Source organism: Arthrobacter sp. P1_D4, from assembly GCF_056406115.1.
Genome location: NZ_JBFUAU010000016.1, coordinates 127,577 through 141,609 on the forward strand (window position 1 = coordinate 127,577; position 14,033 = coordinate 141,609).

9 protein-coding genes are annotated in these 14,033 nt (G+C 67.4%); 7 read left to right on the top strand and 2 right to left on the bottom strand.

Annotated elements, in window-relative coordinates; genetic code table 11:
* Positions 1-35 precede the first annotated feature (35 nt).
* Positions 36-2,054: a penicillin-binding transpeptidase domain-containing protein gene (locus AC1D0A_RS16090; protein ID WP_476946284.1), complete on the top strand. Its 2,019-nt coding sequence runs from the start codon at positions 36-38 to the stop codon at positions 2,052-2,054.
* Positions 2,055-2,164: 110 nt separating this feature from the next.
* Here AC1D0A_RS16090 and AC1D0A_RS16095 read toward each other — a convergent pair whose 3' ends face one another.
* Positions 2,165-3,538 carry an aminotransferase class III-fold pyridoxal phosphate-dependent enzyme gene (locus AC1D0A_RS16095; RefSeq protein WP_476946285.1) on the bottom strand — a complete coding sequence of 458 codons (1,374 nt, stop codon included), beginning with the start codon at positions 3,536-3,538 and terminating at the stop codon, positions 2,165-2,167.
* 27 nt (positions 3,539-3,565) lie between these two features.
* A complete protein-coding gene (locus AC1D0A_RS16100) occupies positions 3,566-5,053 on the bottom strand; it encodes a CoA-acylating methylmalonate-semialdehyde dehydrogenase (RefSeq protein ID WP_476946286.1) in 1,488 nt (495 codons plus the stop codon).
* A gap of 113 nt (positions 5,054-5,166) precedes the next feature.
* Between AC1D0A_RS16100 and AC1D0A_RS16105 the strand changes: the two genes are divergently transcribed.
* The 6 genes from AC1D0A_RS16105 to AC1D0A_RS16130 all read left to right on the top strand — a co-directional run bounded on the left by AC1D0A_RS16105 (position 5,167) and on the right by AC1D0A_RS16130 (position 14,033).
* Complete coding sequence (locus AC1D0A_RS16105) at positions 5,167-6,861, top strand: PucR family transcriptional regulator (RefSeq protein ID WP_476946287.1); 1,695 nt, start codon at positions 5,167-5,169, stop codon at positions 6,859-6,861.
* Between the two features lie 33 nt (positions 6,862-6,894).
* Complete coding sequence (locus AC1D0A_RS16110) at positions 6,895-7,812, top strand: LysR family transcriptional regulator (RefSeq protein WP_243178134.1); 918 nt, start codon at positions 6,895-6,897, stop codon at positions 7,810-7,812.
* 378 nt (positions 7,813-8,190) lie between these two features.
* Positions 8,191-9,561, top strand: a complete 1,371-nt coding sequence (locus AC1D0A_RS16115; protein ID WP_476946288.1) for an MFS transporter — start codon at positions 8,191-8,193, stop codon at positions 9,559-9,561.
* Between the two features lie 44 nt (positions 9,562-9,605).
* Complete coding sequence (locus tag AC1D0A_RS16120; RefSeq protein ID WP_476946289.1) at positions 9,606-10,871, top strand: M20 family metallo-hydrolase; 1,266 nt, start codon at positions 9,606-9,608, stop codon at positions 10,869-10,871.
* The gene (locus AC1D0A_RS16125) at positions 10,868-12,346 is read left to right on the top strand and encodes an amidase (protein ID WP_476946290.1); all 1,479 of its coding nucleotides are present in this window, start codon (positions 10,868-10,870) and stop codon (positions 12,344-12,346) included. Before AC1D0A_RS16120 ends, AC1D0A_RS16125 begins: the two co-directional genes overlap by 4 nt.
* A gap of 4 nt (positions 12,347-12,350) precedes the next feature.
* Positions 12,351-14,033, top strand: a complete 1,683-nt coding sequence (locus AC1D0A_RS16130) for an ABC-F family ATP-binding cassette domain-containing protein (protein ID WP_476942799.1) — start codon at positions 12,351-12,353, stop codon at positions 14,031-14,033.

Here is a 14,033-nt window from a genome sequence, read left to right on the forward strand (position 1 = left end):
CGGACTTGTCGGTGGCCCGGGGCATAATGGGCGCCATGGGGAACTCATCAAAACTTGCACTGGCCCTTGTGGGCCTTGTTCTTGGCGGCTCGCTGGTCGCCTGCGGCGACGGCCGTGAGGGCGCCGAAAGCGCTGCCAAACAGCTCGCCTCCGCGGTGTCCGCGCTCGACGTCGGATCCGTTGCCTTTGAGGGCAAGGACTCCGGTGCCGCTAACGACCAGCTCAAGGAAATATTCAAGGGGCTTGACCCGGCCCGCCCTGCAGTGGAAAGCGGCCAACTGACGCTGGAGGCCGATAAGGCCACGGTCCCGCTCAACTACCGCTGGAAGATCGGCTCCGAAGAGTGGAAGTACACCACCTTCGCCGAGTTCAAGAAGTCTGGCGACAAGTGGCTGACGGTCTGGAACCCGGCCACCCTGGTCCCCGAGCTGGCCGAAGGCGAGCTCGTCGGCTCGGCAACCCATTCGCCGTCGCGCGCCGACATCCTGGGCGCCGGCGGGGTCCCGCTGGTCACGTACCGGCCCGTGGTCAATGTTGGCATCGACAAGCCGGCGCTCGGCGGTGCAGACGCCGCCGATTCCGCCACCAAGCTTGCCCAACTGGTGGGGGTCGACTCGGCGGCGTACGGGCAGCAGGTCGCGGCGGCCGGCCCCGAGGCGTTCGTTGCCGCCATCACTTTGCGTGAAGAAGGACGGACCATCACCGATGCTCAGATCGGCGAGATTCCCGGCGCCCGCGCCATCCGGGACTCCCTTCCGCTGGCACCAAACCGCACCTTCGCCCGCGCCCTGCTGGGCACCGCAGCGGAGGCGAATGCAGAACAGATCGAAAAATCGAACGGGGCACTCAAAGCCGGGGACACCACGGGCACCGGTGGCCTGCAACAGCAATACGACGCGCAGCTTCGCGGCAGCGACGGCATTCAGGTCTTCGCCGAGAAGGCAGGCCTCACCGCCGCAGAGAAGCAGGCTCTGCCCAATGCGGGACGCCGCGTACTTTTTCAAACTGAGATAAAAGAAGGCACCCCGCTGAAAACCACCCTGGACCCGAAGCTGCAGCAGCTCGCGGAAGACGTCCTCGGCAAGGTCGGCCCGGCGTCGGCCATTGTGGCGCTCCGGCCCTCCAGCGGCGCCGTCCTGGCAGCCGCCTCCGGGCCGGGCAGCAACGGCTACGACACCGCGATGCTGGGACAGTATGCCCCTGGATCGATCTTCAAGATGGTCGATTCCCTGGCTATGTTCCGCAACGGCATGACGCCCGACTCCAAGGTGGACTGCCCGCCCACCCTCACGGTGGACGGCCGCACCTTCAAGAACGCCGAGGGATACCCTGAGTCCTCCCTGGGGTCCGTGACGCTGCGCGACGCCTTTGCGCACTCCTGCAACACCGCGTTCATCAACGCCCGCGACACCGTCACCCAGGCACAGCTCGAATCCGCCGCGACCTCGCTGGGCGTGGCAGTTGAAGCACCCGCGCTCGGCGCGGCCGCATTCCTCGGCTCCGTCCCCGGGGATGCCGAAGGAACCGAACATGCCGCCTCCATGATCGGCCAGGGCAAAGTGCTCCTGTCCCCCCTGGCCGCCGCCGTCATGGCCGGCTCGGTGGCCAAGGGAGCCCCGGTGGCCGCCCAGCTGGTATTGAATCCGAACGAGGGCGCCAGTCCTCCAGATGCCCAAGGCGCCGCCCCCACAGGAACGGCTACCGCCGGCACGTCGCCGGCTGCCCCGGCCTCTGGTGACGCGACACCGTCGGCCCCCGCACCGGCCACGGCCGTCGAAAAGCCGGTGACTGCAGCGGAAGCCGCGGCGCTGGCTGACATGATGCGGGCCGTCGTCACCAGCGGACATGCCGGGTTCCTGGCCTCCGTCCCGGGCGAGCCCGTCGGGGCGAAGACCGGAACGGCCGAGTTCGGCAACGACACCCCGCCCAAGACCCACGCCTGGATCGTGGCCGTGCACGGTGACCTCGCCGTCGCCGTGTTCGTCGAGGACGGCGGACTCGGGGCCACCACGTCCGGGCCGCTGCTCAAGGAGTTCCTGACCCGGGCCGGCTGAGCGGACGGGAAAAGTCCGAGTCGCCGGAAATTCTGCGCCGAAATGGCGGATGCTCCCCCGCGTTGTGCGGGGGAGCATCCGTCTTTCGATGTCAATAGTGCGGGAGCGCCTCAGGCGGCAAAGCCGTCCGCGATGTCCAACACGGCGTCCAGTACCGCCAAGCCCTTCTGGGTGTCTTCCACGCTGGTGTTGCACGGCGGGACAACATGGATTCGGTTGAAGTTCGCGAACGGGAGCAGCCCGCGGGACTTGCAGGCCGCCACCAGCTGGTTCATTTCCGGGCTTGAGCCGCCGTACGGGGCCAGGGGCTCGCGGGTCTTCCGGTCCTTGACGAGTTCGATCGCCCAGAAGACGCCCTTGCCGCGGACTTCACCAACGGAGCGGTGGCGCTCGGTGAATCCACGCAGGGCCGGGCCGATTACCTTCTCGCCGAGGGCTGCCGCGTGCTGGACGATCTGTTCATTCTCCATCGCGTTGATGGTCGCGACGGCGGCAGCCGCCGCGAGCGGGTGGCCAGAATAGGTCAGGCCGCCGGGGTAGACACGCTTGCCGAACGTGGCTGCGATCTCCGGACTGATTGCCACTCCGCCCATCGGAACATAGCCGGAGTTCACGCCCTTGGCGAAGGTCAGCAGGTCCGGAACGACGTCGAAGTGCTCGACGGCGAACCAGGTTCCGGTGCGGCCGAAGCCGGACATAACTTCGTCGGCGATGAAGACGATGCCGTGCCGGGTGCAGAGCTCGCGGACGCCCTGCAGGTATCCCGGAGGCGGCACGTAGATCCCGGCCGTGCCCGGGATGCTTTCCAGGATGAGGGCGGCGATGGTGGACGGGCCTTCGAAGCTGATCAGCTGTTCCAAGTGTTCGAGGGCGCGCTGGCTTTCCTCCTCCTCGGTGGTGGAATGGAAGGCGGTGCGGTACAGGTACGGCGGGAAGAAGTGGACGGTGCCGGTGCTGGCGGTGTCGCTGGGCCAGCGCCGGGGGTCGCCGGTGACGTTGATTGCCAGCTGGGTGCCGCCGTGGTACGAACGGTAGGCGGAGAGCACCTTGTGGCGGCCCGTGTGCAGACGGGCCATGCGGATGGCGTGCTCGTTGGCGTCGGCCCCGCCGTTGGTGAAGAAGATCTTGTTTAGTTCGCCGGGGGTGCGCCCGGCAATCAGGCGTGCAGCTTCGGAGCGCGCGTCGTTGACGTAACTCGGGGCGATCGTGCACAGCTTGGTGGCCTGTGCTGCGATGGCGGACACGACGGCGGGGTGCTGGTGGCCGATGTTGGTGTTGACCAGCTGCGAGGAGAAGTCCAGGTACTTGTTGCCGTCGCCGTCCCAGACGTGGGAGCCCTCGGCCGCGGAGATGACCATGGGATCGATGAGGTCCTGGGCGGACCAGGAGTGGAAGACGTGCTTGCGGTCCAGTTCATAGGCGCGGCGGGCGCCCTCGGCGGCCTCCTGCTGCGGGAGGGTTACGTTTTCAAGGGTCGAGGTCATGACAGCTGCCTTTCGGATTCGGGTGGCTTAGGCGTTCTGCGGGAAGCCGAGGTTGATGCCGCCATGGCTTGGATCCAGCCAGCGGGAGGTGACCGCCTTGCCGCGGGTGAAGAAACCGACGCCCTCGGTGCCGTGGGCGTGGGTATCCCCGAACAGCGAGTTTTTCCAGCCGCCGAAGGAGTAGTAGGCCATGGGGACCGGAACGGGGACGTTGATGCCCACCATGCCCACCTCCACTTCGTTCTCGAAGCGCCGCGCCGCGCCGCCGTCGTTGGTGAAGATGGCGGTGCCGTTGCCGTATGGGTTGCCGTTGATCATCTCGAGCGCCTCGTCGTAGCTGTCAACGCGAAGCACGGACAGGACCGGACCGAAGATCTCGTCCTGATAGATGGACATGTCCGGAGTCACCTTGTCGAAAAGCGTGGGTCCGACGAAGAACCCGTCACCTTCCGCGTCGGCGGCGATGTTGCGGCCGTCGACGACGAGTTGGGCCCCGGCAGCTTCGCCGGCATCAATGTAGCCGGCAACCTTGTCCCGGTGCTGGGCCGTCACCAGCGGGCCCATGTCGCAGCCGCGCAGCCCGTCGCCGGTGCGCAGGGAAGCCGCACGTTGGGCAATCTTGTCCACCAGTTCATCAGCGATTTCGCCCACCGCGAGCAAGGCAGAGATGGCCATGCACCGTTCGCCCGCCGATCCGAATCCGGCATTGATGGCGGCGTCGGCGGCCAGGTCAAGATCGGCGTCGGGCAGCACGATCATGTGGTTCTTTGCTCCGCCAAGGGCCTGGACGCGCTTTCCGTTGGCCGTCGCGGTCTGATAGACGTACTTGGCGATCGGGGTGGAGCCGACGAAGGAGACGGCTTTGATGTCCGGGTGGTTGAGCAAGGCGTCAACGGCCACCTTGTCGCCGTGCAGGACGTTGAAGACGCCGTCCGGCAGGCCGGCTTCTTTCCAGAGTTCGGCCATCCAGTTCACGGCCGTGGGGTCCTTTTCGCTGGGCTTGACGACGACCGTGTTGCCGGCGGCGATGGCAAGCGGGTAGAACCACATCGGCACCATGGCCGGGAAGTTGAACGGGCTGATGACTGCGACCGGACCCAGGGCCTGGCGGATGGAGTGGACGTCCACGTTGGTGGACGCGTTCTCGGTGTAGCTGCCCTTGAGCAGGTGGGGAATGCCGCACGCGAACTCGACGACTTCCTGGCCTCTGGTGACTTCTCCGAGGGCATCATCCAGGACTTTTCCGTGCTCGGAGGTGATGATGGCGGCGAGTTCGCCCTTGCGGGAGTTGAGCAGTTCGCGAAAGGCGAAGAGGATCTGGGTGCGGCGGGCAATCGAGGTGTCTCGCCATGCGGGGAACGCGGCCTTGGCCGCGGCAATGGCGGCGTGGCTCTCGTCCTGGCTCGCGAGCGAAACCTGGCCTGTGACCTTGCCCGTGGCCGGGTTGGTCACCGGGGCCGTGCGCGCGCCGGCGGGGACGTAGCTGCCGTTGATCCAGTGCTCGATGATGTGCAAGGTTTCTCCTCATGCGGTATTCGGGGGTGCGTTGAGTCCAGTGTCCCTACCGGGAGACGGCACCATAAGTGCCAGGGTGTAAGGAGAATCACAGCCTCGTTTACACTATGTAAATGTTGCCCACCGTCGGCTCGATCCTTGACCTTCCCGTTCTCCGCGAGGCCGCGCCGCTCCTGCTCGGCGGCGCCGGGGCCCTCGACAACCCCGTGCGCTGGGTCCACGTGAGCGAATTGCTCGACATTTCCGGGCTGCTGTCGGGCGGGGAGCTGGTGCTTACCACCGGACTGGAGCTGGAAAAGGAACCCGGGCTTACGGCGTCGTTCATCAGATCCTTGGAAAAGGCGGCAGCGTCCGGCCTGATTGTTGAACTCGTCGGCGATAGGAAGCGCAGTATGGAAGCGCTGCGCGGGGCCGCACTGGCCGCGGCCATGCCCGTGATCGTGGTGGAACGCCGGGTGCGGTTCGTCCAGATCACCGAAATTGTGCACCGGATCATCGTCGCCGAGCAGCTGGAACGGGTGGAACGCGCCCGCGACGTCCACGAAGCCTTCACGGTGCTGAGCCTGGAAAGCGCCGGGACCGGGCAGGTCGTGGAGCAGGCAGCGGTCATGATCGGCGCCCCGGTGGTCCTGGAGGACCTCTCGCACCTCGTCCTCGCATACTCGGCCCGGCCGCTGCGGACCACCGAACTGCTGGAGGACTGGGAGCGGCGGTCGCGGACCACGCCGTCGCCGCCCGAGACGAGCCGCGCCGGGCCCGAGGCCTGGCTGCAGACGCCGGTTGGCGTGCGCGGGAACGTCTGGGGGCGGCTGGTGGTGCCGGTCGCCCTCGACGACGACGGCGCGGCGGCCATGGTGCTGGAACGTGCGGCCCAGACCCTGGCGATCAACCGGCTCGCCGAACGGGACCGGCGAGAGCTGAGCCACCAGGCGCAGGCGGGGCTTCTCAACGCCCTGCGTCAGCCCCGCGGGCTGGGCGAGGACGAGGCGGAGGCCCGCGCCGCGGCGCTGGGACTCAGGCGGTCGCCGTTCTACCTGCCGGTTGTGTTCCGGAGCGGCGGACCAGCCTATGGCCCCTCAGCTGGGGCAGCGGGAGGCGGCATCGATCCACTGGCCGGGCAACAGGAGGAACGTGCCCTGCTGGAGCAGCTCGCCAGGGCCCTCAAAGCCGTGTCAGGCAGCGCTTTGACCGCGAGCATCCGGTCCGGATCGGTGGGCATGATCCTGGCCATTCCTGCGAAGCAATTGGAGGATCCGACCCTCCAGCGTCTCGCCGATGCCCTCGCGGGCAGCGACATGCGGCCCGTGCCACCCCTCCGCGGAGACCGGCCCGGCGGAGGCTGGGCCGGCAATCCGGCGGAGGCGACATGGAGCATCGGCGTGGGGCGCCTGAGGGGTTCCTTGCTCGAAGCGGCGGCGGGCATTGACGAAGCCGCCCACGTCGCCGAAACCGCGGCGACGCTGCGGGGTGATCGGAAGCCGTTCTACCGGGCGACGGACGTCCGGCTTCGGGGGCTGCTGGCCCTGCTGCGCAAGGATCCGCGCGTGCAGCAGTTCGCGGAGTCAGAACTGGAGGGTGTCCTGCAGGCCGACGCCCGGGACGGCGGCGGGCACCTGGAGCTGCTGGGCCGGTACCTCGAGTCCGGGGGCAACAAAGCGGCGATGGCCCGCAGCGGCTACCTGAGCCGTCCTACGCTCTATGCGCGGCTGGCCAAACTGGAGGAGCTCCTCGGCGTGGACCTCGACGACCCAGAATCCCGGACCTCGCTGCACGTCGCACTTCTCCTGCACCGGCTCCGGGGCCTGTGAGCGCGGATCCGCGCAGAATGCGAGCATTGACGAATGGCGAAGCCCTTTACCTTGACCCAGCTGCGGTATTTCGCGGTGGTGGCCGAGCTCGAAAACATGACGTCGGCCGCCGAAAGGCTGCTCGTGACCCAGTCCACCCTGTCCACGGCCATGGCCCAGCTAGAAGCAAGCTTGTCGACTCAGCTGTTTGTCCGGCTCAGGACCCGCGGCCTGCGGCTGACGCCGTCCGGCCGGCAGCTTGCCCAGGACATCAAGGTGCTGCTGGAGCATGCGGATTCGCTGTACGAGTCGGCCCGGGGGCTTGCGACAAGCCTGGTCGGAGAGCTCAAGGTGGGCGTGTTTTCGCCGCTGGCACCCTTCAGGCTTCCCGCAATCCTGCAGACCTTCGAAGTTCAGCATCCGGGGGTCGAGGTCTCCTTTCTGGAGGCCGATCTGGCGAGCCTGCAGACCGCCCTCCTCGAAGGGCAATGCGATGTCGCGCTGATGTATGGTCTCGGCCTGGGCCGGGGCTTTACACACACGGTCCTCGAGCGGGTGCCCCCTCATGTGCTGGTCCATGCTGAACACCCTGCGGCATCCCGGCCTGAGCGGAGCATCGCGCTGAAGGATCTGGACGGCGAACCCGCGGTGGTGCTGGATCTCCCGCATAGCCGGGACTACTACGAGCAGCTGTACGCGATCGCGGGCGTCGTTCCGAACGTCCGGCACCGCTTTGCCGGGTATGAGACGGTCCGCTCGTTTGTGGCGAAGGGGCACGGGTACGCAGTGCTGAACCAGCGGCTCCACAGCGACCTGACGTATTCCGGCGGCAGGGTGGTGGCCCTGACCCTGACGGACGACTTCCCGCCGATCGAGGTGATGCTGGTCCGCCCCGAGGGGGTGCAACCCACCCGTCGGGCACTGGCCTTTGAGGAGACCTGCATCCGTCTCTACGGTGCCGCCCGGCAGTAGCACGGGGAATTCCGCTGGCTTCTCGGCGACGATGACTGCGGAATCGGGCGTAATTGGCATCGGTAAAATCTATCGATTCGGCCAAAACAATCAATTGGACAGATGTGAACCGGATCACACACAGTTGGTCCAGTGCGGTGGTGCCGGCGGGAGTCCAATGGCAAATCCCGCGCAATGACGGCCCTTGGCCGAGTCCCGAAGCGCGACAACCATGTTGATCAAAGGAGATTCAATGGTTCCGATTCACGCCCCAGGTGTCCGACTTATGTCCGGGCCGTGCCTTGCCGGCAACACGGCGGCAACATCAGCAGATTTCATTTCCCGGGTCCGTAACACGGCAGGGAACTTCGGAAACACGGCGCCTCTAGCGTGGCTGTCATGACGATCAACGACATCACGGACCAGCCGGCGTCCGCTTCCCAGACCACAGCGTCTGCCCCGGCCCTGGACAAGGACACTTCGCGGTCCGGCCCCTTTGGCATCACCAAGATGCAGAAGCGAGTCCTCACAGGGGGCAGCATCGGGCAGTTCATTGAATTCTACGATTTCACCCTCTACGGCCTCACCGCGGTCATCTTCTCCCAACTGTTCTTCCCCGGCAGCGACCCGGTCACGGCCATGCTTGCGACGTTCGCCACCTTCGGCGTCGCCTTCGTAGTCCGTCCCGTCGGCGGCCTGTTCTTCGGCGCGCTTGGCGACCGGATCGGCCGCCGCCGGGTCCTGACCATCACGCTCGTCGCCATCGGCGGGGCCACCGCCCTGATGGGGCTGCTGCCGACCTACGGCCAGATCGGCGCCTGGGCACCCGTTTTGCTGGTCCTCTGCCGGCTGATCCAGGGCTTCTCCGCCGGCGGCGAATCGGTGGGAGCGCCATCGTTTGTCTTCGAGCATGCCCCGGTCAGCCGCCGCGGGTTCTGGCTCAATATCACCATCGCCGCCACTGCGCTGCCCTCTGTCGTCGCCGGTTCGATGATCCTCATCCTGAGCCAGTCAATGCCCAACGAGGCCTTCATGGCGTGGGGCTGGCGCCTGCCGTTCCTGCTCGCCCTGCCGCTCGCCCTCTTCGGCGTCTGGATCCGCAGCCGGACGGTGGAAAGCGATGCATTCAATGAGGCCAAGGCTGCCCGGACCAAGGAATTCAGCCCGGTCCGCGAAGCCTTCCGCGAAAACCGGCTCCGCATGGTCCAGGTCATCTTTGTCATGGGCCTCACCGCAATGGGCTTCTACTTCCTCTCGGCCTATTTCGTCTCGTATGTCCAGACCACGGGCCACTTGAGCCGTGAGCAGTCCCTCCTGGTCAACGCCGCCGCCCTCGCCCTCTACGCCGTCCTGCTTCCTCTCGGCGGCCGGTTCGGCGACCGCTTCGGCCGCAAACCAATGCTGATTGCCGGTTCGGCCGCGCTGGCCCTGCTTTCAGTGCCGAGTTTCATGCTGGTGACCAGCGGAAGCCTCCCTCTCGCCCTCCTGGGCCAGTCCCTCTTCGTGGTGGCGCTCTGCATTTACGGCGGAGGCTGCTACACCTTCTTCGTTGAAATCTTCACCACCCGCACCCGCTTCACGTCGGCGGCAATCAGCTACAACGGCGCCTACGCCCTCTTCGGCGGCACTGCACCGTTCATCGGGACCGCCCTCGTCGGCGGCACCGGGGTGCCTCACGCGCCCGGCTTCTACATGGCCGCGGCCGCCGCCGTCGTGCTCCTTCTGGTGCTCTTCACCAAGGTTCCCGAGACGCGCGGCCGCATGGGCTAAGCCGCCGCCCCACCATCTCAACCGCAACCTACAAAGGATTTCCCATGACCTCAGCAGCTTTCCTCGAAGACTTCCACCACGTGGCCACCATCGGCGCCACCCGCGACAACGGCGTCGACCGCCAGGCGGCGACCCCGGAGGATGCGCAGACACGCCACTGGTTCGCCGGGTGGGTGCGCGACGCCGGATGGGAACTCCGGGTGGACGGGATCGGCAACATGTTCGGACTTCTGGAGTGGACGCCGGGGGCGCCCTATGTGCTGATCGGATCCCACCTGGACAGCCAGCCGCTAGGCGGCCGGTTCGACGGCGCGTACGGCGTCGTAGCCGCCCTGCACGCGGCCGGGCGGCTGGACGCCGAGGTTGCGGAGGGCGGCGCCGCGCCGCGGTTCAACCTGGCGGTGGTGAATTGGTTCAACGAGGAAGGCGGCCGGTTCGCGCCGAGCATCATGGGAAGTTCGGTGTTTGCGGGACTCCTGCAGCGGGAACAAATGCTGGATGTGGCGGACCTGCAAGGCATCACGGTCCGTGAGGCGCTGGACGGCATCGGGTACCTCGGCACGTCTGAGGGGCCCGAGGCGGCCGGCTACGCCGAGATCCACATCGAGCAGGGCCGGGTCCTGGAACGCGAGGGCATCTCCATCGGTCTGGTCGACAGCAGCTGGTACACCCAGAAACTGGACATCGAAGTGCTGGGCGAACAGTCGCATACCGGAGCGACGGCCATGGCCGACCGGCACGACGCCCTGGTGGCAGCCTCCAAGATCATCCTTATGGTGCACGACGTCACTGCGGAGTTTGCCGAGGAGGCCCTCGTCTCATCGGTGGGGCAGCTGACCCTCGAACCGAACTCGCCCATTGTGGTGGCCCGAAGGGTCCACCTCGTCGCGGACCTCCGCTCCGGCGATCCGGACATCGTCAAGGCGGCCCGCGCCAAGCTCATCGAGGACATCGACGTGCTGGCACGCGAGCACGACATCAAAGTCAATGTGAAGGACTTCGACATCCGTCCGATCCGCCGCTTCCCCGAAGGCGGACTTGAACTCGCGGACAGGGTGGCTGCAGACCTGGGCCTTTCCGCGCGGCGGATCCAGACCATGGCCGGCCACGATTCCGTTGCCATGAACACGGTGGCGCCGACAGTCATGCTCTTCATTCCCAGCGTGGACGGCGTCTCGCACTGCGAACGGGAATTCAGCACCGACGAGGACATGGTTGACGGGGTGGACATGCTCACCGGTGTGGCCCGGGAGCTGGTTGCCGGCGCCCTCGCCGAAGCCTCCTCCCAGCCGGCAGCGGCCCTGGCATGACCGAGCTGCACTACCTCGACGCCGGCACGGCCCTGCGGCTCTTCCGCTCCCGGGAGCTCTCGCCGGTGGAGCTCATGGAAGCGGTGATCACCAGGACCGAGGCCGTCAACGGCGGAATCAACGCCCTGACGGAAACCCTGTTCGAAGAGGCGGTCCCGGCAGCACGGCAGGCCGCCGCACGGTATGCGCGGGGGCGGGACCTCACACCCCTGCTGGGGCTGCCGGTGGCCGCCAAGGAAAAGCACGGGCTCCGGGGACGCACCCTTTCGCAGGGGCTCGTAGCCCGCAAGGGGGAGCTCGCGCACGCGGACCATCCCGTCATCGACCGAATCCGGCGTGCCGGCGGCATCATCCATGCCCGCACCACCACGCCCGAATACAGCTGCGCAACCGTCACCCACAGTCCCCTGTGGGGGGTCACGCGCAATCCCTGGAACCGGCAGTATTCCCCGGGCGGCTCCTCCGGCGGTTCCGGGGCGGCACTGGCCGCCGGGCTGGCGCCGCTCGCCACCGCCTCCGACATCGCCGGGTCAACCCGTTTGCCGGCGTCGTTCACCGGGACCGTCGGCTACAAGGCACCCTACGGAAGGATTCCCGGCCTGGCCCCGCTCTCCGCGGACCACTACCGCGGCGACGGCCCAATGGCACGGACCGTGGCGGACGCAGCCCTGCTGGCGAACGTTATGGCGGGCCGTCATCCGGGCGACCACAGCTCCCTCGCCGGGAGTCCGGCGCTGTCCTGCCCGCCGGGTGCTGACGCCGGCTCGGCAGTGGCCGGCATGCGCATCGCTCTCTGCATCCGGCTGGGGAACTATCCCGTCGCCGCTGATGTTGAGGCCAATACGCGCGGCGTGGCAGCGGCCCTGCGTGATGCCGGCGCCGTGGTGGAAGAGATCGAGCTGCCCTGGACCACCGAGGACATCAGCCGGACTATGTTCACACATTTCGGCTACCTCCTCGGGCCGGCTATGGAGGACGCGACCGCAGAGTCTCCCGAGCTGCTGGCCCCGTACACACGGCGGTTCATGGCCGACGCCCGGAAAGCCGCCGCGGAAAACCGGTTCGTCGACGGCATCCAGGCGGAAACCCGCATCCAGGCCGAGCTTGCCGCGGCGATGTCCGGCTTCGACGCCCTTCTCTGTCCGGCCTCGGCCGTGGCCGCCCTGGATGCGGACGGCATGTACCTTGACGGGATCGACGCCGGGGGCGAGCGGCTCGGGCACTACTGGCAGGGGCACATGACGGCGCCCTTCAACATCAGCAACCGCTGCCCCGTCCTTGCCGTGCCGAGCGGCATGGCCGACTGCGGCATCCCCACGGGTGTGCAGATCGTGGGCCATCCGTTCGAGGACGCTACAGTCTTCACCGTGGGCGCCGCCGTGGAGGCGGTGCGGCCCTGGGCAGGGCTCCGACCGGACCTCCTGGTAAACAGCCAGGCGCCCGGGCCACGGCCGGTCCGGCCGTGGGAAGATTGAACGCGTGGCTCATATTGACGTATCCGGCATCGACTACTTCCTCTCCGACGGCACCCAGCTGCTCAACGGGGTGACCTTCAAGGTCCCGGACGGCACCAAGACAGCGCTGATCGGGCCCAACGGGACCGGCAAGACCACGCTGTTCCGCATCATTTCCGGCGACCTCGTCGCGGATGAAGGCGTGATCGGCCGCTCCGGCAACATGGGCATCATGCGCCAGTTCGTGGGCCAGGTCCGGGATGACTCCACGGTCCGCGACCTCCTGGTCTCCGCCGCCCCGCCCGCGCTGGCCACCGCCGCGCGTACCGTCGACGAGGCAGAGCTCGCCATGCTGGAGCACGACGACGAGCCCACCCAGATGGCCTATGCCCAGGCGATCGTGGATTGGGGAGACGCCGGCGGCTACGACGTCGAAACTGTCTGGGACGAGGTCTGCATGGCCGCCCTCGGCCTGCCGTTCGACCGGGCACAGCACCGCCCGGCGTCGAGCCTCTCCGGCGGTGAGCAGAAGCGGCTGGTCCTCGAGGCCCTCTTCGCCGGCCCCGACGAACTGCTGCTCCTGGACGAGCCGGACAACTACCTCGACGTCCCGGGCAAGCGCTGGCTCGAGGCCAAGCTGAACGAGTCAAAGAAGACCGTGTTCTTCATCAGCCACGACCGTGAACTGCTCAACAACGCCGCCGGCCGCATCGTCACGCTGGAACCGGGCATCAACGGCGCCGGCGCGTGGATCCACGGCGGCGGCTTCGGCTCCTACGTCGAGGCCCGGGCCGACCGGAACGCGCGCTTCGAAGAGCTGCGCAAACGCTGGGACGAGGAGCACGTCAAGCTCAAGGAACTCGTCAACATGTACAAGAACAAGGCCGCGTTCCGTTCCGACATGGCCAACCGCTATCACGCGGCGCAGACCCGGCTCGCGAAGTTCCTCGAGGCCGGCCCGCCCGAGGCCCTGCCGATCGAACAGAACGTGCAGATGCGGCTCAAGGGCGGTCGCACCGCCAAGCGGGCCGTCGTGGCGGAGAAACTGGAACTGACCGGCCTGATGAAGCCGTTCTCCACCGAGATCTGGTTCGGCGACCGGGTGGGCGTCCTCGGCTCCAACGGTTCGGGCAAGAGCCACTTCCTGCGCCTGCTCGCCACCGGCGGCACGGATCCGGAGCGGGAGCACCTGCCGGTGTCCGACGTCGAGATCGCGGAGGTGCCGCACGAGGGCACCGTGAAACTCGGCGCCAGGATCCGGCCCGGCTTCTTCGCCCAGACCCATGTCCGGCCCGACCTACTGGGCAAGACCCTGCTCGAAATCCTGCACCGGGGCGACGAGCACCGCTCGGGCATGGGCCGCGAAGCCGCCGCCGGGGCGCTGGACGGCTACGGGCTGGCGGGGCAGTCCGAGCAGAAGTACGAATCCCTCTCCGGCGGCCAGCAGGCCCGGTTCCAGATCCTGCTGCTGCAGCTCTCCGGCGCCACGCTGCTGCTGCTCGACGAGCCCACGGACAACCTGGACCTGCACTCGGCCGAGGCCCTGGAACGGGCGATCGACCACTTCGAAGGCACCGTCCTGGCGGTCACCCACGACCGCTGGTTCGCCCGCACCTTCGACCGCTTCCTGGTCTTCGGCTCCGACGGCAGGGTCTACGAGTCCGCCGAACCGGTCTGGGACGAAAAGCGCGTCGAGCGTGCCCGCTAA

Excerpts from the sequence above, each read along its gene's own strand:
- AC1D0A_RS16090 (WP_476946284.1), top strand. The coding sequence starts at position 36 with ATGGGGAACTCATCAAAACTTGCACTGGCCCTTGTGGGCCTTGTTCTT.
- AC1D0A_RS16095 (WP_476946285.1), bottom strand. The coding sequence starts at position 3,538 with ATGACCTCGACCCTTGAAAACGTAACCCTCCCGCAGCAGGAGGCCGCC.
- AC1D0A_RS16105 (WP_476946287.1), top strand. The coding sequence starts at position 5,167 with ATGTTGCCCACCGTCGGCTCGATCCTTGACCTTCCCGTTCTCCGCGAG.
- AC1D0A_RS16110 (WP_243178134.1), top strand. The coding sequence starts at position 6,895 with ATGGCGAAGCCCTTTACCTTGACCCAGCTGCGGTATTTCGCGGTGGTG.
- AC1D0A_RS16115 (WP_476946288.1), top strand. The coding sequence starts at position 8,191 with ATGACGATCAACGACATCACGGACCAGCCGGCGTCCGCTTCCCAGACC.
- AC1D0A_RS16120 (WP_476946289.1), top strand. The coding sequence starts at position 9,606 with ATGACCTCAGCAGCTTTCCTCGAAGACTTCCACCACGTGGCCACCATC.
- AC1D0A_RS16125 (WP_476946290.1), top strand. The coding sequence starts at position 10,868 with ATGACCGAGCTGCACTACCTCGACGCCGGCACGGCCCTGCGGCTCTTC.